The organism is Marinomonas sp. TI.3.20, assembly GCF_038155025.1.
GTDB classification, from domain to species: Bacteria; Pseudomonadota; Gammaproteobacteria; order Pseudomonadales; family Marinomonadaceae; genus Marinomonas; species Marinomonas flavescens.
The window spans coordinates 94344-117540 of the sequence record NZ_JBAKAS010000005.1; the positions used below are offsets into that span (position 1 = coordinate 94344).

Below are 23197 nucleotides of genomic sequence, written 5' to 3' on the forward strand. Positions count from 1 at the left end.
AATTTACTCCTGAGTATTATGGGTAGCCGCAGATGGCGCCACAGGCTCTGACGTATCCAGCATGCGTTCAGGTCTCACCATAGATTGCCAACGTGCACTCTCTACATAGCAGCCCGTTTTTGCAGCATTATAATCTTCCACTTCGAAAGGTTGGCAGATAGGTGTCACCACCTTATGCTGAGTGACTAACACCTGAAAATCAAAATGCTGGTTAAACCCACTGTCGAGCTTGCTTTCTGTAATATTGTCTGGTGATACGCCTAATATCATTAGGTCTTGCTTGGCATGCTTTTCAAACTGAGCGCCACTGCGCGTTACCCAAGTCAAGGTTACCGCTTGTGTCTGCAGCATCACTTTATTTTGTTGTATAAAGTCAGACCATTCTTGCTTAGATTTTCTGATGTGCGCTTTGTCTGTCTGTAAAGCCAGACGATAGGTCACTGGAAATACATCGATGGATGGACCATTTAAACCGGATGCACTGTTGGTACAGCCGGACACACCGATTAAAAGAAAAACGGCAAATACACTGATTAAAATTCTCATTTTTTAAAGCCTCCAGACGCTAAGATTTCACGACTTAAATTCTGGTACTCGGCTTTTTTCCTTCTTGGTATAACAAAGAAACGCTGCGTATTAGAAGTGCGTTCAAAAGTGGGGAGCTGAACTTGGCTAGAATCAATCGGTTTGACCAAATTCACAGTGGCAATAATCAGCAGCTCTGTTTTATTACGCGATGTTTCTGTGTATCGAAACAAAGAACCTAAGATGGGAATATCACCAATAAAGGGGATTTTGCGTAACAGTTCCCTTTCTTCATTATTTAACAACCCACCCAGTACAAAGCTTTGTCCATCACCAAGCTCTACTGTCGTGCGTGCGCGACGTGTTTTAAAAGCAGGGATATTATTTTTTGCATCCGAATATTGCGTATCAACAGAGCTTACTTCTGGCATCAGAGACAATCTGATTTTATTGTCTGTCATTACCTTGGCGGTCATGTCTAATTTAACCCCAAAGTCTTTGTAGGTAATATTGGTCTGATTATCCACAACGGTAGTAATCGGCATTTCACCACCCACCAGAAAGCTTGCGCTTTCACCTGAGATCACCGACAAATTCGGCTCAGCTAATACTTGCCCTACTTCTTTGTCATTAATGGCCGTAATAGTGGCAATGATGTTGCCACTGGTTATATTACGAATAGGATTCGCAAAAATACCAGAAGTGCTGCCACTAGATCCAAACTGCAAGCCTAGATTTTCCATTAAGGAATGAGAGACTTCTGCGATGGTTAATTTAACGTTTATCTGCTTAGTCGTCGCCACTTCTATGTTATTGACTACACCGTCAAATGATCTTTTCTTCATATAGGCAGGGTTAAATGTTTGACTGGTGCCTGAACTACTATCCGGCTTCCAGTTTATATCTGTATCGACCGATTTTATGCCTAAGAGTTCGCCCACTAAGCTATTAATACCATCACGTTCTTCTTCTGTGGCAACCGTACCGCTTAACACCACTTTGTCGCCGACGATATAAATACTGATATCCGCATTGGGGTACTTCAAAGCAACTCGTTGCTGAATGCGCACCATGCTGGTGTTTACGATTAAATGTTTCTGTAGCAGCGTGGCACCGTCACTCGAAAAGACCATTAAGGTAGCGTCACCCAGCCCTTTCGCAAATACCACGACTTTCTTTTTGTCTATGACTTGGTAATCCGCGACCGCGGGATCAGAAATAAACACAGAACCGATATCACTTTTTGTTGAAACGGCTCGAGCGTCTCCTTTGGATAAATTCATTAACTCTTCAGCCCACGCTGTGGTTGATAAATTTATCAGTAAAAAGGAGAACAGAAATAATTTAACAACCTTCATCATCTTTCTCCCTCAATACTCGACCCTGTATTTGGGCGAAACTCTCGAATGGCGGTATAACCGGGTATAACATCACCCACATTCGCAGATAACGCGGATGGCGAGTTCTCTCCTGTAGAGACATGAACCTCTAACTTGGCAATATTTTTCGCAATGGTGAGTGTAGCGACCTGTTTGGGGGTCAATTCCAAAATAAGACTCGCTTTTTTACTCTCACTGCCTGTTGCCATCAATCCGCTTTTGTCCTCCTTTACCTGCAGCACATTAACCCCCATCAAAATAGGTGTGAGTGAAATGCTTTTAAAGTCTCTAATGCTTCCTTCACTTGCCAGGTTTTGGCTTCGAGACGTTAACGCTAGCACATCAATTTTAGATCCTGACTGAATCACACCACCAACAACCGATTCTTGATTAACATTAATAGGAAAAGGGACGTGCCCAGGCGTCATTACCAGACGAAAATACCCATCTTGATTGGGTTGGGTGATGTTTTCTGGCATGATGATAGCGGCTTCATTTAATGATGTGTTCGCCACCATTCCGGCCACAAAAGGCAGGGTCACATTGGCCTTAATACCTTTACTAAAAGCCGCTTCTTGTGAAATTTTTGCTAACTGAAGGTCTTTTCTACTAATAGGGTCACCTGGAGAGAGTGAATGGCGTGTTTCCCACACCTCGTAAGTGATGGTTTTTGTGGAGGATGCTTGACTAGTCCCCGCCTCAGCAGGCATAAAGCGATACATCACTAAACCGATTAATGCCACGCCCAACAACAGCAGCGACAATATCATCAAAAACTTCGATTTCATTCTCTTATCCTAAGAGTGAGTGTTAACGTGCTATATAAGAAAGGAAAATAAACGCGCCTCCCACAACAGAAATGGGAACGGCATAAGGAATTCCTTTTTGTCGTACTTTGGCTAAATCCGTCGCCAAACCATAAAGCAAATACCCAACCGCTAAAATACCGCCAAGAAAGACAAGGCTATACAGCATGATAGGCATAAATACAGGAGACACTCCCAAACTCAACACCGCCAATAATTTTGTGTCGCCTGCTCCTAAAATACCTAAGCAAAACAGACCAAAACCAACCACCACAATACCTAATGTATAAGGCCAAACAGCAATATTAACGTGCCAGAACCAACCTAATAACAAAATCCCCGTTAGCCACAGTAGATCACTGTGACTAACGGTTCTTTCTTTAATATCGCGTATAGCTACTTTTATCAGTAGGACCAATAAGATAATCATTAACCCATACACTAGTGGCATTATTACGATACAGCAGTACCGCCAAGTGTTGTTGTGATTTTGTTAAATGCATTTTTCAAAGCTTGAGTCAAGCCAGAGCCTGCGTCAGTAGCAAAAAGAGAGATTAAAACAGCAGCCATTGCAGCGGCAATAATCGCGTATTCAATGGCAGTAACACCATCACGATTTTTCATGAAGAAATGAGCAGAAACCTTTGCATTAACAAAAAGTTTAGTAAACATAATTAGAACTCTCCTTAGTTAAATAAAATGCTTTGTGTCAGTTATTATAAACACCGTCATTGTAGCAATCAGGCAAAATAATAATTTCAATAAAACATCAAATATTAAAAATCCACCAATACTATTTTTTTACAGTGTTGGATTCTTTGACAATCATCAACCTAAGTCACATTATTCGAAACAACAGAGAAAAAATTTAAAAATATCTTTAAAAAATAATCAAAAAACCTTCATCAGTTACTCTTGTTTACAAGCCTATCAAGGGTGCTAAAAAGCTCTGCTACCCAAGCTGTTATTCTCTTATTTTTTTCTCTATATTCGTATCGTTACAAAAATTGACAACTTATTGAGCAAAATATTATCAGACAATCAACTTAAACCGAATGGGTGATTTTCAATCAATACCGTGAAAATTGTAAGCATTTGTAACTGAAAAATTACACAATCCTTATTTTTTGCACTATTTTAGCGTGAATAAAAATTCAACCCTCTTTCAATAGCCTTAAAGCCTTCATCTATTTTGAATAGACACAATGCTATAGTAAGGTTCTGCCTACAAACAAACATGGTTTTTTCGGGAACGATATGACAGAAGTGAACGCGATGTTTTTTTCTTTACCAATTCTTTCAAAAGCCCTGTTTATAGGGGGATATTCACTTCTGATTGGCATTCTGCTAAGGGGAAGTAGACGCCTTATGCCGAACGTTGAAAGCCATTCCACTTATAGTCATATCGCATATTTTGGCTGCGCATCTCGGGCTCACTTTATCCCGCTAGAGCTGCTAATCGCGATATTGTCAATTTTTGTTGTGTATCGAGGTGACTTGACACTGATTAGCGTCTCATTTCTGCTTTTTACCAGAATACTGGTGATTCTCAGTTACATAGACGTTCGCACTAAACGTTTACCCGACACATTAACAATCCCTTTACTCTGGCTTGGGCTTATTATTAATAGTGATCACTTCATTACTGATTTAAACAGCGCGTTATGGGGAGCCGTCGGTGGATATCTCTCTATCTGGATAATGTACTGGATATACAAATTTATGACTGGGAGTATTGGTATAGGTTATGGAGACTTTAAACTGTTCGCAGCCATCGGGGCTTGGGGGGGGATTACGGTTTTATTACCTACTTTTATGTACGCTTCCATTTCTTCTGTCATACTTTCTATTATTATTTCTTTATTCACGAAAAAATCGATAACAGAATATTTTGCATTCGGCCCTTATTTGGCTTTTTTTGGATGGCTAACTATTATATTAAACTTACCAGAAAAGTTAAGCCTACTGAACACTCAGTTTTAACCACCGACTGTCTTGCAAAACAATTATTCTACAAAACAAAAACCTTACAAAACTATCCTGCATAACATCGATATCATAAAAACAAAGAGTCAGGCTATTTACTTTCTATTAGGTTCCAAAAGGCTTCGACCATGGGGTTTTTCAAATTCTTTTTCAGGGTAAACAAGCCAATGTCATAAGGTTCTAGCTCTGGCTGTACATCGAGTACCTGAATACGATCTGCCAATGGGCTATTGTCTAGTACGATTTTGGGTACCACGCCAATACCAAAACCTAAGCTCACCATGCTAACGATGGCCTCGTTCCCTGTTACTTGTGCATAAATGCGTGGCGAAATAGCATGCTGTGCAAACCAATCATCCACCCGATGACGGGAGACGCCACTTTCAGACAATATCATCGGAATGTTCGCCCACTCTTTTGGGTCTTGTGGGGATGTTGTTGGCACATTGGGTACGAGCTGCTCTATTGGGGCAATAAAGAGTAACGGCGAAATAGCAATGGGCTTGAACGCCACGCCACGAGGCAACTTACTTGGCCTAGCGGCGATGGTGATATCTTCCGAGCCATCTAATATATGAGCAATTGCGTGCTCTGGATCGCCGGTTCTGAGTTTGATTTCAATACCGGGGTGAGCAAGACGAAACCGGCTCAACAAATCGAACAGAAAACTGTAACTGGCCGTCACCGAGCCATATAGGCTAATTTCCCCACGTAGTTGGTCTGGTGTTTCGGTCAATTCATGACGAATCATATTCCATTGGTTACTGGTATCGCGGGCATATTTAAGAAACTTTTTACCCTCCATGGTTAACGTGACCGTTCTATTGTCACGATTAAACAGGTTTACACCAACTTCATTTTCTAGCTGTCGAATGTTGCGCGATAACGCAGATATGCTGATATGACACTCGTCGCTGGCGCGGCCAAAGTGGAGCGTGTCTGCTAACGCAAGAAAGTGTTTTAAGGATCGTATATTCATAAATGTCATTTTATCTTATGTTTGCAATAAATGGGACGTTATATTGCAAATATATCAATTTACGAAAGATTAGCTTTTCTATAGAGTGGCTTTATTGACATTGTTTTGCGAACGTCACAAGCAAAACAGGCAACCCATTTTTTGACTTTAAACAGTTATATTGACGTGTATTAATCGTCGATACTTTAATCATAATAATTAGGATGTGTTTACCATGGCTAACTACTTCAACACTTTACCGCTACGCGAGCAATTGGCTCAATTAGCAAAATGTCGTTTTATGTCTATGAGCGAGTTTGACGATGGCGTCGACGCACTTAAAGGCAAAAAAATTGTTGTGATTGGTTGTGGTGCTCAAGGTCTTAACCAAGGCTTGAACCTACGCGACAGTGGTCTTGATGTTTCTTACACCTTGCGTGCTGAAGCCATTGCTGAAAAACGTCAGTCTTGGAAAAATGCGACTGAAAACGGTTTTGTTGTAGGCACTTATGAAGAACTTATCCCGACGGCAGACGTGGTTCTTAACCTAACGCCTGATAAGCAACACACTCCAGTTGTGAAAGCGGTTATGCCTCTTATGAAACAAGGCGCTTGCCTATCTTACTCTCACGGCTTCAACATCGTAGAAGAAGGCATGCAGATCCGCGAAGACCTTACCGTAATCATGGTTGCACCTAAGTGCCCAGGTTCTGAAGTTCGCGCTGAATATGTTCGTGGTTTTGGTGTTCCAACGCTTATCGCTGTTCACGAAGACAACGATCCTAAAGGCGAAGGTCTTGCGCTAGCAAAAGCTTACGCGGTTGGTACTGGCGGTCATAAAGCAGGCGTTCTAATGTCTTCTTTCATCGCGGAAGTAAAATCTGACCTTATGGGTGAGCAAACAATCCTTTGTGGTATGTTGCAAACAGGTTCTATCCTTTGTTTCGACAAAATGATTGAAGAAGGCATCGACGCTGGTTACGCATCTCGTCTAATTCAATACGGTTGGGAAACAGTAACAGAAGCATTGAAATACGGCGGCGTGACTAACATGCTAGATCGTCTTTCTAACCCAGCTAAGATCAAAGCATTTGACCTTTCTGAAGAACTTAAAGTTATCATGCGTCCTTTGTACAACAAGCACCAAGATGACATCATCAGCGGCCACTTCTCTCAAACTATGATGGAAGATTGGGCGAACGATGACAAAAACCTTCTAGGATGGCGTGCAGAAACAGCAGAAACTAACTTCGAAAAAACACCTGCTGGCGACGTTGAAATTTCTGAACAAGAATTCTTCGACAATGGCATCTTGATGGTGGCTATGGTTAAAGCTGGTGTTGAATTGGCATTCGAAACAATGACTGCCGCTGGTATCGTTGCTGAGTCTGCTTACTACGAGTCACTACACGAAACGCCACTAATCGCGAACACCATCGCTCGTAAGAAACTTTACGAAATGAACGCGACTATCTCTGATACGGCAGAATACGGTTGCTACCTATACAACCACGCTTGCCTACCATTGCTAGCGGATTTCATGAAAGACATCAAAACTGACGTAATCGGTAAAGGTCTTTCTACAGACGACAACGGCGTAGACAACGCTCGCCTAATCGAAGTAAACGCAGCACTTCGCTCTCACCCAGTGGAAGCAATCGGCACTGTACTTCGTGGTCACATGGCTGACATGAAAAAAATCGTTTAATTTCTACTATTTGATTAGTACGAAAAATTAAGCCTCAAAAAGCTGAGTACATTTTTATGAAATGTCTCAGCTTTTTTGTTTGTCACATTATTATTACTACACTTGAGACGTCATTCTATGGACAACGCAATTCGTTTAGAAAAGGTTACGGTTAACTTCGATGATCGCTTCGCTCTGAGCGAGATTGATTGGACGATAGAAAAAAATCAACACTGGGTCATCACCGGCACCAATGGTTCTGGAAAATCGGCCTTAGCGGCCGTTTTGGCTGGTGTTGGAGATATTGAGAGTGGTGAAGTGTCTGGCTTACCGAGTCACGTCGGCTTAGTCTCTTTTGAAGCCCAAGCTGAGCTGATCGCCAAAGAACTGAAAAAAGACGACGCCGACATCATGGACGTTATTTCACTTGGCACACCAGTGCATGAAATGATTTTTGACCAATGCCAAGATCCCGAACTGGCACAAGAATTGGTCGTAAAATTTGGCTTAACACCCCTATTGGATCGTGCTTTTCGCAAGTTATCCACCGGCGAAACCCGTAAAGTCATGCTGATTCGCGCTCTATCCAGCAAACCCAACTTGTTGATTTTAGATGAACCGTTTGATGGCTTAGACGCCGCCACATTGACCATGTTACAAGAACATCTGATCAGCATTGTTGACACGGTTCCTATGGTTCTAGTGCTCAACCGTTTTGATGAAATGCCAGACTTTATTACCCATGTAGCCTACATGGATAAAGGCGCGTTAGAGTCAAAAGGAACACCCAAAAACCGTTCTGAAAAAAAGACGACTGAGTCAGGGAAACTCGCATTCACAGTCGATAAAAATGACCAGCAAGCCTTTCATGAGCTATACCAACTGCTGCATTTGAAAACCACCGACCTCAGCGTGCCAGAAGCCGACCCAACGAACAAATTACCCGAATTAGACCCAAGTCAACCTCTGGTCAAGCTCAAACAAGCAACGATTAAATACGGCGATACCGTGATAGTCGACAAGCTCGATTGGACAATTGAACAAGGCCAACACTGGCAGCTTAGCGGCCCTAACGGCAGCGGTAAAACCTGTGTTTTGTCCTTAATTACCGGCGATCATCCTCAATGCTACACCAATGACATTTTCGTCTTCGGCTTTCAACGCGGTAACGGCGAAAGTATCTGGCAAATTAAACAATTTATCGGCTATGTATCGACCGCGTTGCAATGGGAATATCGCGTCAGCACCAGTTGCCGTAACGTGATTATTTCTGGATTTTTCGACAGCATCGGCATGTACTCAAAATCATCCGACAAGCAAAAAGCAATCGCCGATCAATGGCTCGAATTACTGGGCATGAAAGACCGCGCCAACCAGCCCTTTAATAAGCTCTCCTACGGCGACCAACGATTACTACTCATCGCTAGAGCCATGGTCAAGCATCCACCACTCTTGATCCTAGATGAACCTTGCCTTGGCCTAGATGACATGAACCGTCAGCTAGTTTTGGCGTTGATAGAAAAAATCTGCGAAGGCAAAGAAACCACAGTTCTCTACGTCAACCACCACGCAGAAGATCAGATCAAAGGGATAGAGAATTACTTGGGGTTGGTGAAGAATAACTAGGTTTACAACTTCCAGAAACACAAAAGCCAACTCAATGAGCTGGCTTTCGAAAACCAATGTAGAATAAAGAGTTTATTTAATCGTATCGTAATGCTTAATTACGGAAACAATAGAATCTAAAAGAGGCTTTAATCCATTGAAGTTAACGTTTTCCTTCTGAGCTTTAACAATATGAGTTGCAAATGAATCCTTACTGAGATCTGTTGCATCTTTTCTATTAATGACAGTATTAAAACGTCTTCCACCATGCTCCATTAGCCTAGTTTTATCATCAAAAAAATACTCAATGTCAGTATTCTTACCTAAAGAGCCAAGCGGAGTAAAAATAACGTATAAGTTTTGAGTTATATGTATGAATTCAGCTTTTCGAACATCCTCAGGTTTAGGGTTGGTAGTTTTAGGGAACAAGCTAATTTTACTGAGGTTTTTTTTATCACTCAAAAATGAGAATAGCCCGGCCTTTTTCGGGCCATCATCATTATCTAAAAAAACAATAACTGGTTTTTCAGGCTTAATGTTTTTGTATGGTTTTTTATTTTCTTCATAACTTTCAATGAAATTTTTTAAATAATCGACACCACCAAATAACTCTAAAAAAAACCGCGTACGTTTTGAATACTCCATGAAATGGACCAACAGGTTATATTTTTTATATTTGCTATTATTTTTATCTAGCTCATCACTAAAAAAAGCTAAGTCTGGATAAAATTCAACCAACTCACTAATAGCCGATTTCAAATATATATTGTCTGTTTTCCCTTCACACAATACAGTTACTTTTTCATTTGCCATAAAGTGCTTATAAAACAGAAAAAGACTGAAAGTTCTCTCTCGACCAGATAACAAAAGGTTCGTCTTTTTACCAACAGTCTTAGTTACATACTCTGGAATCAAAGGAGATTTTTGTCTCATACGATTATAGTGATCAACCTGATCAATAAAATTAAGCTGACCTTCCAGCTCATTTATATTCCCTTCGACTTCAATTCCATTTTTTGTGGTCGTAAACCTACCATATTTAAAAAGGGCGTTACATTTAGATCTAACTGTACGCCAATACTCACTTTTAACGTTTGGTTTCTTATTAACTACAAGTCCTGTAACATCTTGCCTAGAATTTTTATATTGAATACGTGTTTTTTTACTATTTATTAAGAAGCCAGCACGTTCAATTTCATATATTAGTTTCTTTCCAACTACATATTCACCATCATTTTCTCCCATTATTTCAGGAGGAAAAGTAGATAGTCGGGTAGAGAGCGTAATGTCGTCAGCGTATCTTGTATAAGTACATTTGAACTTTTTCGCTAACGAAGCTAATCGAATATCTAAACTATGGGTAATAAGGTTAGTAATAATAGGAGAACACGGACTCCCTTGAGGGAGCTTGTTTTCATAGCATGCAATTTGAGCAATTACAGTTGCCACCTCAGAGTTAAGTTGGAAATTTTTATTCTTAATAAAGAAACCACGTACACGACCAAAGTTGAAACTATCAAAGAAGTTTTCAAGGTCGATATTTAGAACATTTTTCTTTCCTATATGCATCATTGCATTGGTTATAATTGATCGATCCTTTGTAAATCCATGCGATAAAGAAGGTTGTCGAATAGCCGAATCCGGTATTTTAATCTTTAAGACTTCTGCGGCATAATCTGAATCTTTTTTATTCTTTTTTAATTTTGGTGAAGAAAATTGTGATTTTGGATATTTAGAAGCATTTATTTCACTAACACACTCTAAAAGTAAATTAGATAATGCTGACTGTAAGCTTTTCAATTCATTTGAAGGCGCACTTATCGTACGTTGACCTCCTGACTTTTTATCTATATTGAATGTATGGTATTGATTTTCAGGTCGAACAACGTAAAGAGTATGCGTTAGGAACTTTGGGGATATGTTCAAAGCTTTAGCGAATTCAGGTTTGCTTGATATAGACCTTAAATAGTTTAGCTTTGACATAAATAATTCCATTTAATAAGAGATGGCTTATGGATACTCTTACGCGCAATAAATATTGAAAAACATTGACAATACTATAAGGCAATCCAAACGGACGATTGTTCCACTGTTCGCGACGCGCGAACAAAAAATCTATCCATAAGCCAATAGATCTAAATTGCCAAAATATTCGTGGTATTGCAACTAAATATCACGACGATTTTTAAGGATTTACATTATTTCCAAGAAGTTTTTTAACTGATCTAACAGATTCATTCTCCGTGGTAGCTAAGGTGTCTTCTGGAAAAAGGGTTTGGTAAGAACTCATGCCGGTATGATTACCATCAAGTCGTGGGTGTAAAACCCTTTTAAGGTCTTAGTTGGTTTCAGATAATTCACTCACTTGATTGGTTATAAAAAATCATTTTCTTTTTTACCTTCCCACCCTCAAATGAGGGTGGTCTGTTCAACTGTAAAGAGTCTATATTTAAATCGTCAGCAAAAACCAAAAAAGAAGATGAATTATGAACAAAGTAACGTCGCTAAAGGTTGTATTCTCTGCAGGAATCACTCTCACTTTATCTGGTTGTTTCTCAAACACTTCAATGATCATGGACGCGACAGGGGCAAAAAAAGGCGAGCTTCCCGCTTTTCAACAACCCGCTTTCACTAATGCTCAAGCTGATTTTAGAAAAAAACTAGAGCAATACCACAATACTAATCAATTGCCTGTAGATACCAGTTCATATAGCAGCTGTAACTTCAATCAGAAGGAAATTCAAGACATATCCGGTTTTACAGTCTTTGCCGATCTATTTGATACCACTAGAAAAAATAAAGATAAAGATAAAGAAAAATCACTCTCAGCCCGCATTGGTCAGGATGCATCTTCAGCTGTCGGGCAAGATATCCAGCAGACTTATCATTGGCAAGGTGGCGCTTTATATGCTTCGACGATTGATTGTCAAAAGCTAATCAGCAATCCAGATGCTAGCAAGGTTAGTTTTTTAATTGATACCCAATACCTGATCAAAACAACAGGAACTAATTTTAATGGCACACATTCTATTACCGAGCAGAAGCATGTTCAGCGGATAACACCCGATCACATTGTTTCTATAGGCCTATCCTCTACCGTCATGGGTGATGACTTCACAAAAGACTTCAGTACCAAGTTAATACTTAGTTTGAGTAATTTAAAAGACCCTTCGTTTATTTATACTTATAAGAAAGGAAATGATCTATTAATTATGAGTGAAGCGCCATCAAGTCCTGGCATCTATTTCACTCAACACTTTATGACCTTAAACAAAGAAGAACAACGGATTCGCTCTTATCGATATACAGGAGCGGTTCATGATGGCGTTGGGCGCTCTCTAAACGGTAAAGCACAAGGTCTACAGGAGAGTTTTGGGAAATACGGTTCCAACCTATGTTTTGATCAAGGAGAACTTGTACAGAAATCAGATTGTGAGACCTTTTAAATAATGTTTACTATTATCTCTAAATGGTTTTTGTTGATTATCTGTTTAGCATGTACGGGCTGTACAACATTACAGATGCCTCATGGACTTGGGCCTGCAGAATGTACATCCGGAGATTGCTCTAATGGCGTTGGGTCTCTCTACTCACCATTCGCAAAAGTAACCTACCACGGTCAATGGGATGGAGGGGAGATTGGTAGCGGTACTTATACCATTGACTACAAGGGTCAAGAGTTTACCACTCTTTATAAAGATGGCAGGCCGGTCAGTGGGACTAAGTTTTACCCGCATATTAATGGCGAATTAGATTATTTTACCGGTGAATGGACACAGTACTACGACCCTTTCAGCAAACATACCATCACATTTCCCCATGAAGGGATTTACCACTCTATCACTGGTGCAACGTTAACCGGAGAATTCTATGCCATTCCTAGCCGGGGTATGTTTAAGCATATTTATGAGGAAAATCCCGACACCTCACTCAGGCATTCGATCGCAAATATCCTCTTTATTGGTAAAGTGAACTATCAAGGTGAAGAAGAAATCACCACATTAGCCAGCACAAATTACCTCATCGGCACGCCCTTTATCAGCTCAAAATATTCTGGGTTAAAACCTTCTGATGCAGGTATGTTGGTACAGTTCAAACGAGATTTAGAATCAGAACAACAAGCTCAGCAAAACGCTAAAGAGCAAGAACAAGGTAGCCGTTTCGACTTCGGTAAAATCATTGCGATTGCAGCCACGATTGCTGTTGCCACCAGTAATTTCAGCGACTTAGGACCAGATGTAAGCATGTTTTCTTCAACTATGGGTGATTTAACAAACAAACAGAAAACACCAGAACAGCAAAAAACGTCCTTTATACAACACAAAGAACAAGTAACAACACAGGTTCAATCGAATGTGAATAAGATTGAGCAACGCTATGCCCCTTTACCAAAGTCTAAACCGCGCGAGCAACAAATAATAGCCAAGTCAAAACCTGCAGAAACCAAAACGATAGCTGCTCAGCCAAGGAATATAAACATAGAGACGAGTGGCACAACGGGTAGCTATTTTGCGTATGAGCAAGCGCTTGATTTGTCACAAACCAACGCTGAAAACAAGGCGCACTCAATGTGCCGTAATGACCACAATGGACAACTAAAAGCGAACAGTGGCAATATGGCCAAAAAGAATTGTCAGCAAAATAAAAATGAATTCCGCTGCAATGTGACTATGATTTTTGTGTGTCAAATCAGGTAGGTTTTTAGGCACACAAAAACAACATAAGTTCAGTCAATGAAGCAAGGCGGATAAGATGCTACTAATGAGCTCTCCTTGCCGTGAATGATTGGTTTTAATGAAAATATTTTTCAAATAAGAGCGGATTGTCGCTTCTGTTTTTCCACTCTTATTTGAAATCTCTTTTAACGTTAGCCCTGCGACTAAGTCTTCGCATAATTCAGACTCCGCGGGTGAAAGCGTAAAATATTGCCCAATCGTTTCAGCTTTTGGCAGCTTTCTCTTAGCGGGTTCAACAATAGTCACTAAAGCACCGCCCTGTGAAACATCCGTACTTTCCATTGGCCTTATCAGGACAATGAGCGGGGGTCGACCTACTCTATGTAAAAATAAGGTATCTGCATCATATTCGCCTTGCCCCATGCTAGCTCGAATCACTTGCACTGAGGATCGAAGATACGCGTTTTGAACATCATTCTGCTGAAACATTAGGCGCTCATTGCGAACTGATAATAGCTTTTGCTCTACTAAAAACGCCTTGGCCAACTGGTTCGAATGAATGACAACGGCCTGTTCATTTAATATCAGCGTTGCCTGAGGCATAGCGTTAACAACACTGGATAATGTTTTTTTGGCAACATTTCGCTGATCAATTTGCTGATACAACAGAATGGCTTGACGGATAAAGGGTACTAATTGACTAAGTCGAGCTAGGTCTTCAGGGTGATACATGCCCTGCTCAAGCGTCCTCTGCATCGTTAATAATATAGTATGAGTATCCGTGCAATGAACAACCAACCAAGCGCTATCTAGCATATTCTGATCACTCTGCCAGCGCTGATAGTCTTCTGTGATATTCAGTTCATCCTTTATAGACAACGCTGAGTGAAATAGCCCTGGAGGTTGAAAGGTTGCATACCTAGAAACTAGGTCCTGCTGGATCATATTATTCTTTGTATACCAGTCTATAAAATCATCCGGCAGCCCTGCATACCAAAGGTGATCAATTCGTAATGGTTGCTTACGAACAACCACTAATTCTGCAGCACATGCATTATGAGCCACCCGCAGAAGGTCTAAGAAATGATGAAAGCCTTCTCTATCAGTAAGGCCTTCATATAACGCATGAACAATTTGAGCATCTGGCAGAATCATCTCATTTTTATAACTTAGAGACATATTTAAACCACCTTAAATATTTAGTAATCCCTAGGGATGCAATGATTAATAGTAATATCATAGCCTCTTATTCAAAATATTTTATAAAAACTAGGATAATCAGATGATCACGTAGTTATCAATTTTATCTGAAAATTTCAGCTCGTGTATGCCGAGCTCTACCAGTTGGGTTCCTACCTCTTTTCCAGTTAGCAAACCGTCTTATTATTCTAGCGTTAACTAAAAACACTGTTTTATGGTCAGCGGTATGGGCTTAGAACCATCCAACCAGCCTTTTAACAAACTCTCCTACGGCGACCAACGCTTATTACTCATCGCCCGCGCCATGGTCAAGCACCCGCCTCTGCTCATTCTAGACGAACCTTGCCTAGGACTAGACGACATGAACCGTCAGCTAGTTTTGGCGTTGATAGAAAAAATCTGCGAAGGCAAAGAAACCACAGTTCTCTACGTCAACCACCACGCAGAAGATCAGATTAAAGGGATAGAGAATTACTTGGGGTTGGTGAAGAATAACTAGGTTTACAACTTCCAGAAACACAAAAGCCAACTCAGTGAGCTGGCTTTTTTAATTTTTCAGAATAATGTATTAGTGAATTACTTTTCTAGCGTTAAAAAGTAATCAAATATTTCTGGAACATTACCATTACCCATACCGGCGTCTACAGCTGCTTGTAGGTTTGCAGACGTTCCTTCAGCAATTTGCGCGCGCGTCCCCAAATCTTTAACCATTTCAAGAAAATAGCCCAGATCCTTATTAGCATTCGCAATTGAGAAACCTAAATCACTCACACCATCCACTGCGTATTTTTTGCAGAACCCCATAAAAGGAGAGTTAGATGGGCCAGTCGACATAATGTCGAAAAGTTGCTGACGATCAACACCAGCTTGATCTGCTACAGCAAACGCCTGAGACATTGCAGTAACCGTCGTCATACCCATGAAGTTATTGATCAACTTAGTCGTGTGACCAGCCCCAAGAGCACCTAGATAAAAAATATTCTCTCCTTGCATATCAAGAATAGGTTTTACCTTGTCAAAAGTCGCTTGATCACCTGCTGCCATAATGTTCAGCAAGCCGTCTTTAGCGTGAGCTGGAGTACGACCCAATGGAGCATCAACCATTCCTGCGCCTTTCTTGGCAAGATCAGCACCAATTTTACGGGTAGAAGCCGGGATAGAAGTACCAAAATCAATCAGTACAGCGCCTTCTTTAATACCTGCTAAAATACCATCATCAGCGTAAACCACTTTCTCAACAACAGCGGATGTTGTCAGACAAAGCATTATGATGTCACAAGCTGCAGCCAACTCAGCCGCTGATGTTGCCTCAATAGCACCGCGCTGAACAACAGCAGCAACGGCTTCTTTATTAAGATCCATTACAATGGGCTCAAAACCTTTATTTTGTAAGTTTTCGACCATATTACGGCCCATAAGGCCAAGCCCGATGAATCCAATGATTGGTTTTGACATGAGTATCTCCTATTGAATTGAATTTATTTGTATTATTATATGCTTAATTATCGTTTAATAATATACAACTGTTAACCGTTACGCAATTATTTGAGCCATACCCCAATAATTAACGATAAAATGCCACGGCTCACTACAACATAGAGGCTTCTGATTAAGTCCAGGGACCTGTATCTAACGCATAAACGGAAAGGAAATAAAAATCGTTCCCAACGAGTACCTGAAATACAATCAGTACTCGTAACACTACATATAGTTATTTTTAAGTCATAAAGGCACATTAAATAAGCGTAATTGATAGTTCAGTCAAAGATATTAGAAGGGAGAAGCACTCTTAACAAAATAGAGGGATACTTCGTCTATCTTCAGCTACCTCGCCACAAGATAAGAAAAAACAATCCCCGCTTTTTACATAGCTTAAAATTAAAAAATGAGGATGAGGGTTGGTGACACAGAAGATAGATTATTGTCTTAAGTGGCTGGCATTATTAGTTGAGTATCTCACCAATAATGTTTTTCGATTCAAAATCCAACGCAGAACTCTTTAGATTGATGCTTAGATATAACCTTCCATATGTATTATGGTTGGACAATTAATTCATCCTTATAAAAAGGTATGCTAATATTGTACCAATAAACTTAAAATGACTAATTCAAATTAGCAATCTGCTTGTGATACTAAGGACACCATGGCCAATAATTTTGCACTTATCTCAACTTCCACAAGAAGTTTACACATTCAGGTAGCTAGAAGTATTGCGCGCCGCATTCTGTCAGGGGAATTACCGCAAGGTTCTATTGCTCCTAATGAAATGACATTATGCGAGCAGTTTGGTGTTAGCCGAACAGCCCTTCGAGAAGCGATGAAACTCCTTACCTCCAAGGGCTTGCTTGAATCTAGACCAAAAATTGGTACTAAAATAGTAACAAGAGATCGCTGGAATTTTCTAGATCCTCAATTAATTGAATGGATGGATGGCCTAAGTGATCCCGAAGAGTTTTGTTCACAATTTCTAGGCCTAAGAAGAGCGGTCGAACCTGAAGCTTGTGCACTCGCTGCTGTCCATGCCACAGCAGAGCAAAGAATTGAGCTTTCGGAAATCTTTCAAAAAATGGTCAAAGTGACACAGAATTTTGATCAAGAAACGTGGACAAAAGTTGACCTGAGCTTTCATCAGCTCATTTTCAATTCAACCAATAATGACTTCTATTTACCTTTTGGAAATATTTTATCGACGATGTTTAAAACGTTTATAATACATTCTTCTAAAAATGGTGATGTTTGCTTGGATGAACACAGACACATCTATGAAGCAATTATGGCTGGAGATAGTGATAGAGCGCGATCAGCCTCACAAGATCACCTTCAATCCACTAAACATAGGCTCCCAGAAGAAGCCTAGTTTAAAAAAAGAGCATCTTATTTAGTCCGCAGTAATACTTATAAAAACCCATTATATTTTATAGTGGGTTTTTTATGTTAAATAAAAAACTACACTAACCCTAGATTAGACGTTAATAATATACCTATCATTAGAAACTTTATCCTGAGCTTTAAAAGCCTAACTTTTCCTCCTATTTGCGATCAAGCACGTAAACGTTTATACGTTAATTTATCTATGCAATCCCTAATATTAATAGGTGTTGATATAGTATTACTGGCGCATCACTTTCCCTGATAAATACCAGATTAGCCATGTAAGTGGCGCACTAACTAAGCCATCTACAACGTAGTGCCAGCCTAAATCAACAGAACCGATCATGATGATTCCTGCAAATATCCAGAATGCAAAACCTAACTTACGATTTAATGAGCTTATCCCCAGTGCCATCAGTACTGCCATGGAAATATGTATACTTGGCATTGCAGATATTCCACTACCGAGCATATATTTCCCGTTAGCGTATGCTTGCCATAAATCATCTTGAGTACCTAACGAAAAGACTTCTCCCCATCCTCGATGCTTAAGCCAGACATTTTGTTCCTGTAATAATTGCATTAACGGATCATAATAGTGATTGTTTATATCTAGTCGTCCTGCAAATGCAGGTCCAGCAGACGAGAGTAACATAGCGATAATCATACCTAAAATAGACCAACACAATAGCCAGCTGATTAAATATCGAGTTCTTGAACGGGAAGGCAGTGCAAGTAAAAAATAACTTAATACTCCCCAAATTAAAAAGAACCAAACGTTGTAGAAAAAATTAATTATCAATGTGAGATAGGGTGAATTAAAAATTGAGTGTATTACACGCCAAGGTTCATGCCCTAAAAATAGCCAAAAATCTATGTCATGAAAAATTAAATCATACTCAAAGGGATGTACTAACGGGATAAGGCCTTTCATAGTAGAAAAGCTGGAAATAAAAGCACTTATAGCGGTTAAAAGAATAAAAGCAGATACTATCCTTGCACGATGAGTATATATGAGTTTTAACTTATCCCAATAACATAAAAGAGGTCTTGGTTCTCGACGTAATAATAGTATGAAGAAATAACCAAAAAATAAAAATAAAGTTGAAAAAAATACTACCCACTTCATTGCATACATGTAAGAAAAAAGTGATATTTTATTAGAATAACCGTTAAGTGAAGCAAATAAACATACAGAAGCAACAATAAAAGCGATTAATACATAGATGATAGAATCACCTTTTATATAGAAAGCTACATTATTGAGTTCCTTTTTTAGTTGTATAAAGAGCTCAAATGAGCTTTTTTTTGTGCTGCTGAGCATAGTTTGATTCACTTGAGTAAGAAGTTTTTTAATAATAAAATCATATGGATAAATTGTCAATAAAGATGACATTGTCATTCTTTTTTTATGATAAAAATCAATAAGATTAAAAACGACTATCTGTCTATAGTTTTTAAAAAATGGGAAAAAAACAAGGAAACTTCGATCAAGGATTCACAATGAACTAAACTTCTTTCATTCAAGAAAAAACACAAGATATCACTAATTTTAGTATTTTTAATATAAAACTATTCATTTTTATAAAATGAAAAAAATCACATACTAATAAATAAAACTGAATTTCAATAAATAATTTTTCATGATTAGGTCTAGAATGCACAGAGCGCAACTGTAAAAAATTAGAGCGTGACATCAAACGTAAGATTGTTAATTTCTTTGTGAAGGGCAAGTCTCATCGGTTGATTTTCTGTCAGTGACGGGATTATCCAACACACATAGAAGTGGAATAATTGATGATAGCTTCTACCGTCTGCGGCGGCGCAGTAAAAATATAATTATTATTTCACCTTCATTTTCGAGCTTTTTTTATTGAAAAAATATGATAGAAAATATGGTTTTTTAGCGATAAAATCGATCATTCTTATTATGATAATAACGCTGAGGGATCACCTTGAAATATACATTACGCACCATCACACTGATTATGGCTTGCATTGCTAGCTTATCTGCTAATGCAGATCCAAAAATGCCGGGAACACACAAAGGCTATTCTTCCATTGATATGACCACTGCGGGCATGCCAGCGGATGTGAAAATGATTTCAGTTGCAGACATCAAGCATGAACTGGAAGGGAAAGCCCCTTTTGCCGTTGGTTTTGATATTGATGATACAACACTATTTAGCTCGCCTGTTTTTTACCGCGGCCAGCAAGAGTTTTCACCTAATGGTTATTCTTATTTAACAAACCAAAAATTTTGGGATAAAGCGAACTGTGGCTGGGATCAATTCAGCATGCCTAAACACATAGCACAAGAATTGATTAAAATGCATCAAGATCGCGGTGATAGTATCTACTTCATTACCGGCCGTACTGGTTCTAAATGTCATTTCACCACAAAATATCTAAAGAAAACGTTCGATATCAAAAATATGCATGATGTGATTTTTGCAGGGTCTAGCCGAACTGAATACACAAAAACACCGTACATTAAAGAACACGACATCAAAATCTATTATGGTGACGCTGACGGCGATATTATTTCAGCACGAAATGCAGGTGCAGAAGGTATTCGTGTAATGCGCGCTGCTAACTCCAGCTACAAACCAATTCCTAAAAACGGTATTTATGGCGAGCGAGTACTAAAAGACTCTCAATACTAGAGCTCACCTCTACGAATAAACCAAAAGCCGCACTTCAAATGAATGGCGGCTTTTATATTTTTTTAGCGCTAATAGAGCGACTACGAACTAACGTATACGATCAGCATAAACCTATCATGATTTTTATCAGCCGTAGGCTATTTAGACTCTGTTAACAATAAACCAGACACCTCTTGCACCGCCGCTCAAGGTTGCTCAAACCCTTCTTCCAGCGTGGCATCACCTCGCAACCACAACTCAATGCCAGACCAAGTACTAGATAACAATATATCTGACAAAACATTTAATACAAAAGAGCTGTATTCTGGGCATTTCTTGGCCAGAATCGCCCTCAATTCATCATGTAGTGACACCATTCCAGCCAAACGAATTTGGCTTATTTTAGGATGCTTATCCATTAGCTTCTGCATAGTAACCAACTCAGCTCATTACGATTCGGATTCCCTTCCCCCCAGTCGGGGTGAGACAGGTCTCTTTCAACCTGATGGGTTTGCCAGCTTCGCTTATAAACAAAAAAGGGAGCGATCATCATCGCTCCCTTTTCTTTAAGTACACCTAATATGCTTTAAGCAGCGGCTCGTTCCGCCACGGAGCGGTTATCCAAGTAACCACTAAAGCGCGTTAAAACAAACGCCACCAGCACAATAACGCCGCCGACCCATGCGGTGTCTATTAGTTGGAATTTATCCACTATGTGGCCACCAATAAGCGCACCAAGCGCAATTCCCACATTAAACGCCGCAATATTCAGTCCAGAGGCGACGTCTACCGCATGTGGCGCTTCTCGCTCAGCAATCTGCACCACATAGACTTGTAGTCCTGGCACATTACCAAAGGCAAAGGCTCCCAAAATCAATACCGTTGCTAATGCCAACCATGGATAAGGCGCTGTAAAGTAAAATAAGAAAAGTACCGCCGCTAATGCTACAAAAAGGTAAGACAAAGCCGACACAGGTCCCATGCGATCCGCCATTCTGCCGCCGTAAATATTACCAACCGCCACAGACACACCATAAACCAGCATGATTAAACCAATCGCAGAAGAGGGAAAGCCACTCACCGACTCAAGAATAGAAGCCAGAAAGGTAAAGGCAACAAACGTGCCGCCGTAGCCTATCGCGGTCATCGCATAGACCAACAACAAACGCGGTTTCGCCAATACAGACAACTGTTTCACCAAGCTCGCACTGGCAGATTGAGGCAAGTTATTAGGTACTAAGATCGCGCTGCCAATCATGGCAACTAAACCAAGAGCAGACACCACTAAAAAGGTCGCACGCCAACCAAAGTGCTGACCGATCCAAGTTCCTAAAGGCACCCCTGTCACCAAGGCAACCGTTAAGCCGGTAAACATCAAAGCAATCGCACTGGCTTCTTTTTCTTTCGACACCAAGCGAGTCGCTATCGTCGAACCAATAGAAAAGAACACACCATGGGCTAAGCCGGTTAATATTCTGGCGGTAATCAAGGCCTCATAGCTAGGTGCAATCCACGCCAGCATATTACCAAGAATAAACAAGCTCATTAAACCAATCAGCAGCCATTTTCGGTTTAACTTACCTGTTAACGCCGTTAATACAGGGGCGCCAACGGCCACACCTAGCGCGTATAAGCTGACCAGCAAACCTGCACTTGGCAAGCTCACAGAAAGATCGTTTGCAATGGTTGGGATCAAGCCAACAATAACAAATTCAGTCGTACCAATTGCAAAGGCGCTGAGCGCCAGTGCCCAAAGAGCAAGCGGCATAATAATGCACTCCTATTAAAAATGAGGTTCAAGTTTTGTTGGAGTGGAGTATGAAGCTTGTTAATATTTACAAAAACAGCATTAATAACAAATCACCTTTTCATAATCGACAACAATATACGAGTGATGCAAGATGAATGGTATACGCTCAAAGACAGAAGACTTAGAAATACTCCTTGCCGTCGCGGATCATGGGGGCTTTTCTGCCGCGGCCAATGCGCTCGACATACAAGTCGCCAAGGTTTCTCGTGCCATCTCACGCCTTGAGCAAGAGCACGCCTGCAGCCTGTTTACTCGTACCACTCGAAAGGTCACAGTGACTCAAGAAGGCGAGCAATTTATTCGCTCGATTCGTGATGCAATGAAGCAAATAATGGGCGCGGAATTCGCCCTCACTGAACAAAAAATACGCCCTAGTGGCCGTTTACGAATCGACGCTGCCAGCCCCTTTGTTCTTCATCAGATTGTTCCTTTGATCAAGCCGTTTCGAATCGCCTATCCAGACATCGAATTAGAGCTGGTATCAAATGACAGCATTATTGATTTGATCGAAAAACGCACCGACCTAGCCATTCGGATCGGCGGCTTAAGTGACTCAGGACTGTACGCGTCACTGCTTGGACGCAGCCCTTTGCATTTAGTGGCTGCGCCTGAATATCTCATGCGCTCAGGCACCCCTAGCACACTGGATGAGCTAAGCCAGCACGATATTATTGGCTTCTCTGATAGTGCGAACTTAAACAAGCTACCCAATACCCCTCCCGTCAATCTGGCGGTTAGCATCAAAGCCAACAGCGGAGAGACCATTCGCCAGCTGTGCTTAGAGGGTAACGGCATTGCCCTGCTGTCTCATTTTATGATTGCCAATGATCTTCAATCTGGCCGCCTAGTTAACTTACTGCCAGACACCATCCAGACACCAAACCCACGAGAATTGATTCAAGCTGTGTATTACAAGCACACAGCACTTGCCTCTAGAATCGACGCGTTTTTGCAGTTTATTGCAGGAAAACTCAGCTTTTAACGTTTTTCAAAGCCATAAAAAAGGGCTAACCATGTTAGCCCTTTTGCTTAATCAATAACGATTCAA

20 protein-coding genes and 1 pseudogene are annotated in these 23197 nt (G+C 40.4%); 9 read left to right on the forward strand and 12 right to left on the reverse strand.

Annotation, left to right across the window (positions count from 1 at the left end; all coding sequences use genetic code 11):
- Positions 1–3 precede the first annotated feature (3 nt).
- From V6259_RS07355 to V6259_RS07375, 5 genes are read right to left on the reverse strand one after another with little or no spacing between them, the layout of a single operon-like run.
- A complete protein-coding gene (locus V6259_RS07355; RefSeq protein ID WP_341584028.1) occupies positions 4–546 on the reverse strand; it encodes a hypothetical protein in 543 nt (180 codons plus the stop codon).
- Entirely contained in the window at positions 543–1886 is a 1344-nt protein-coding gene (locus V6259_RS07360; RefSeq protein ID WP_341584029.1) for a type II and III secretion system protein family protein, read from the reverse strand. Before V6259_RS07360 ends, V6259_RS07355 begins: the two co-directional genes overlap by 4 nt.
- Positions 1883–2692, reverse strand: a complete 810-nt coding sequence (gene cpaB, locus V6259_RS07365; RefSeq protein WP_341584030.1) for a Flp pilus assembly protein CpaB — start codon at positions 2690–2692, stop codon at positions 1883–1885. The genes V6259_RS07360 and cpaB overlap by 4 nt, the downstream gene beginning before the upstream one ends.
- A gap of 22 nt (positions 2693–2714) precedes the next feature.
- Complete coding sequence (locus V6259_RS07370; RefSeq protein WP_341584031.1) at positions 2715–3140, reverse strand: prepilin peptidase; 426 nt, start codon at positions 3138–3140, stop codon at positions 2715–2717.
- Positions 3141–3163: 23 nt separating this feature from the next.
- Complete coding sequence (locus V6259_RS07375) at positions 3164–3382, reverse strand: Flp family type IVb pilin (RefSeq protein ID WP_341584032.1); 219 nt, start codon at positions 3380–3382, stop codon at positions 3164–3166.
- 585 nt (positions 3383–3967) lie between these two features.
- Between V6259_RS07375 and V6259_RS07380 the strand changes: the two genes are divergently transcribed.
- Positions 3968–4693 (forward strand): prepilin peptidase, encoded by a 726-nt coding sequence (locus V6259_RS07380; RefSeq protein WP_341584033.1) that lies wholly within the window; start codon positions 3968–3970, stop codon positions 4691–4693.
- A 94-nt stretch (positions 4694–4787) separates the two neighbouring features.
- Here the strand turns inward: V6259_RS07380 and ilvY are convergent, their stop codons facing one another.
- Complete coding sequence (gene ilvY, locus V6259_RS07385; RefSeq protein WP_341584034.1) at positions 4788–5675, reverse strand: HTH-type transcriptional activator IlvY; 888 nt, start codon at positions 5673–5675, stop codon at positions 4788–4790.
- Positions 5676–5889: 214 nt separating this feature from the next.
- Here ilvY and ilvC point away from each other — a divergent pair, with 214 nt between their 5' ends.
- Positions 5890–7362 (forward strand): ketol-acid reductoisomerase, encoded by a 1473-nt coding sequence (ilvC, locus tag V6259_RS07390; RefSeq protein WP_341584035.1) that lies wholly within the window; start codon positions 5890–5892, stop codon positions 7360–7362.
- A gap of 117 nt (positions 7363–7479) precedes the next feature.
- Entirely contained in the window at positions 7480–8967 is a 1488-nt protein-coding gene (gene modF / locus V6259_RS07395; RefSeq protein WP_341584036.1) for a molybdate ABC transporter ATP-binding protein ModF, read from the forward strand.
- A 72-nt stretch (positions 8968–9039) separates the two neighbouring features.
- On the opposite strand, the gene V6259_RS07400 is transcribed toward modF, so the two are convergent.
- The gene (locus tag V6259_RS07400) at positions 9040–10929 is read right to left on the reverse strand and encodes a retron Ec67 family RNA-directed DNA polymerase/endonuclease (protein WP_341584037.1); all 1890 of its coding nucleotides are present in this window, start codon (positions 10927–10929) and stop codon (positions 9040–9042) included.
- 503 nt (positions 10930–11432) lie between these two features.
- Here V6259_RS07400 and V6259_RS07405 point away from each other — a divergent pair.
- Positions 11433–12392 (forward strand): hypothetical protein, encoded by a 960-nt coding sequence (locus V6259_RS07405; protein ID WP_341584038.1) that lies wholly within the window; start codon positions 11433–11435, stop codon positions 12390–12392.
- A gap of 3 nt (positions 12393–12395) precedes the next feature.
- Positions 12396–13643 carry a hypothetical protein gene (locus V6259_RS07410; protein WP_341584039.1) on the forward strand — a complete coding sequence of 416 codons (1248 nt, stop codon included), beginning with the start codon at positions 12396–12398 and terminating at the stop codon, positions 13641–13643.
- A gap of 33 nt (positions 13644–13676) precedes the next feature.
- Here the strand turns inward: V6259_RS07410 and V6259_RS07415 are convergent, their stop codons facing one another.
- Positions 13677–14801, reverse strand: a complete 1125-nt coding sequence (locus V6259_RS07415) for a helix-turn-helix transcriptional regulator (RefSeq protein WP_341584040.1) — start codon at positions 14799–14801, stop codon at positions 13677–13679.
- A gap of 262 nt (positions 14802–15063) precedes the next feature.
- On the opposite strand from V6259_RS07415, the pseudogene V6259_RS07420 reads away from it, so the two are divergent.
- Positions 15064–15321: pseudogene (locus V6259_RS07420) on the forward strand (ATP-binding cassette domain-containing protein); the annotation flags it as partial.
- Between the two features lie 77 nt (positions 15322–15398).
- Here V6259_RS07420 and V6259_RS07425 read toward each other — a convergent pair.
- The gene (locus V6259_RS07425; RefSeq protein WP_341584041.1) at positions 15399–16277 is read right to left on the reverse strand and encodes an NAD(P)-dependent oxidoreductase; all 879 of its coding nucleotides are present in this window, start codon (positions 16275–16277) and stop codon (positions 15399–15401) included.
- Positions 16278–16966: 689 nt separating this feature from the next.
- Here V6259_RS07425 and V6259_RS07430 point away from each other — a divergent pair.
- Entirely contained in the window at positions 16967–17680 is a 714-nt protein-coding gene (locus tag V6259_RS07430) for a FadR/GntR family transcriptional regulator (RefSeq protein ID WP_133012891.1), read from the forward strand.
- Positions 17681–17932: 252 nt separating this feature from the next.
- Here the strand turns inward: V6259_RS07430 and V6259_RS07435 are convergent, their stop codons facing one another.
- Positions 17933–19090 carry a phosphatase PAP2 family protein gene (locus V6259_RS07435; protein WP_341584042.1) on the reverse strand — a complete coding sequence of 386 codons (1158 nt, stop codon included), beginning with the start codon at positions 19088–19090 and terminating at the stop codon, positions 17933–17935.
- Between the two features lie 559 nt (positions 19091–19649).
- On the opposite strand from V6259_RS07435, the gene aphA reads away from it, so the two are divergent.
- Positions 19650–20360 (forward strand): acid phosphatase AphA, encoded by a 711-nt coding sequence (gene aphA, locus V6259_RS07440; protein ID WP_341584043.1) that lies wholly within the window; start codon positions 19650–19652, stop codon positions 20358–20360.
- Between the two features lie 185 nt (positions 20361–20545).
- Here the strand turns inward: aphA and V6259_RS07445 are convergent, their stop codons facing one another.
- Together V6259_RS07445 and V6259_RS07450 are read right to left on the reverse strand one after the other, a co-directional pair.
- The gene (locus V6259_RS07445; RefSeq protein WP_341584044.1) at positions 20546–20758 is read right to left on the reverse strand and encodes a hypothetical protein; all 213 of its coding nucleotides are present in this window, start codon (positions 20756–20758) and stop codon (positions 20546–20548) included.
- Positions 20759–20925: 167 nt separating this feature from the next.
- On the reverse strand, positions 20926–22107 hold the full coding sequence (locus V6259_RS07450) for an MFS transporter (RefSeq protein ID WP_341584045.1): 1182 nt from the start codon (positions 22105–22107) through the stop codon (positions 20926–20928).
- A 133-nt stretch (positions 22108–22240) separates the two neighbouring features.
- Between V6259_RS07450 and V6259_RS07455 the strand changes: the two genes are divergently transcribed.
- Positions 22241–23131 carry a LysR family transcriptional regulator gene (locus V6259_RS07455; protein WP_341584046.1) on the forward strand — a complete coding sequence of 297 codons (891 nt, stop codon included), beginning with the start codon at positions 22241–22243 and terminating at the stop codon, positions 23129–23131.
- Positions 23132–23197 lie beyond the last annotated feature (66 nt).

Excerpts from the sequence above, each read along its gene's own strand:
- V6259_RS07435 (WP_341584042.1), bottom strand. The coding sequence starts at position 19,090 with ATGTCATCTTTATTGACAATTTATCCATATGATTTTATTATTAAAAAA.
- V6259_RS07375 (WP_341584032.1), bottom strand. The coding sequence starts at position 3,382 with ATGTTTACTAAACTTTTTGTTAATGCAAAGGTTTCTGCTCATTTCTTC.
- modF (WP_341584036.1), top strand. The coding sequence starts at position 7,480 with ATGGACAACGCAATTCGTTTAGAAAAGGTTACGGTTAACTTCGATGAT.
- V6259_RS07425 (WP_341584041.1), bottom strand. The coding sequence starts at position 16,277 with ATGTCAAAACCAATCATTGGATTCATCGGGCTTGGCCTTATGGGCCGT.
- V6259_RS07370 (WP_341584031.1), bottom strand. The coding sequence starts at position 3,140 with ATGATTATCTTATTGGTCCTACTGATAAAAGTAGCTATACGCGATATT.
- V6259_RS07360 (WP_341584029.1), bottom strand. The coding sequence starts at position 1,886 with ATGATGAAGGTTGTTAAATTATTTCTGTTCTCCTTTTTACTGATAAAT.
- V6259_RS07400 (WP_341584037.1), bottom strand. The coding sequence starts at position 10,929 with ATGTCAAAGCTAAACTATTTAAGGTCTATATCAAGCAAACCTGAATTC.
- V6259_RS07450 (WP_341584045.1), bottom strand. The coding sequence starts at position 22,107 with ATGCCGCTTGCTCTTTGGGCACTGGCGCTCAGCGCCTTTGCAATTGGT.
- V6259_RS07415 (WP_341584040.1), bottom strand. The coding sequence starts at position 14,801 with ATGTCTCTAAGTTATAAAAATGAGATGATTCTGCCAGATGCTCAAATT.
- ilvC (WP_341584035.1), top strand. The coding sequence starts at position 5,890 with ATGGCTAACTACTTCAACACTTTACCGCTACGCGAGCAATTGGCTCAA.
- V6259_RS07380 (WP_341584033.1), top strand. The coding sequence starts at position 3,968 with ATGACAGAAGTGAACGCGATGTTTTTTTCTTTACCAATTCTTTCAAAA.
- V6259_RS07410 (WP_341584039.1), top strand. The coding sequence starts at position 12,396 with ATGTTTACTATTATCTCTAAATGGTTTTTGTTGATTATCTGTTTAGCA.
- V6259_RS07455 (WP_341584046.1), top strand. The coding sequence starts at position 22,241 with ATGAATGGTATACGCTCAAAGACAGAAGACTTAGAAATACTCCTTGCC.
- V6259_RS07405 (WP_341584038.1), top strand. The coding sequence starts at position 11,433 with ATGAACAAAGTAACGTCGCTAAAGGTTGTATTCTCTGCAGGAATCACT.
- cpaB (WP_341584030.1), bottom strand. The coding sequence starts at position 2,692 with ATGAAATCGAAGTTTTTGATGATATTGTCGCTGCTGTTGTTGGGCGTG.
- V6259_RS07445 (WP_341584044.1), bottom strand. The coding sequence starts at position 20,758 with ATGGATAAGCATCCTAAAATAAGCCAAATTCGTTTGGCTGGAATGGTG.
- V6259_RS07430 (WP_133012891.1), top strand. The coding sequence starts at position 16,967 with ATGGCCAATAATTTTGCACTTATCTCAACTTCCACAAGAAGTTTACAC.
- V6259_RS07355 (WP_341584028.1), bottom strand. The coding sequence starts at position 546 with ATGAGAATTTTAATCAGTGTATTTGCCGTTTTTCTTTTAATCGGTGTG.
- ilvY (WP_341584034.1), bottom strand. The coding sequence starts at position 5,675 with ATGAATATACGATCCTTAAAACACTTTCTTGCGTTAGCAGACACGCTC.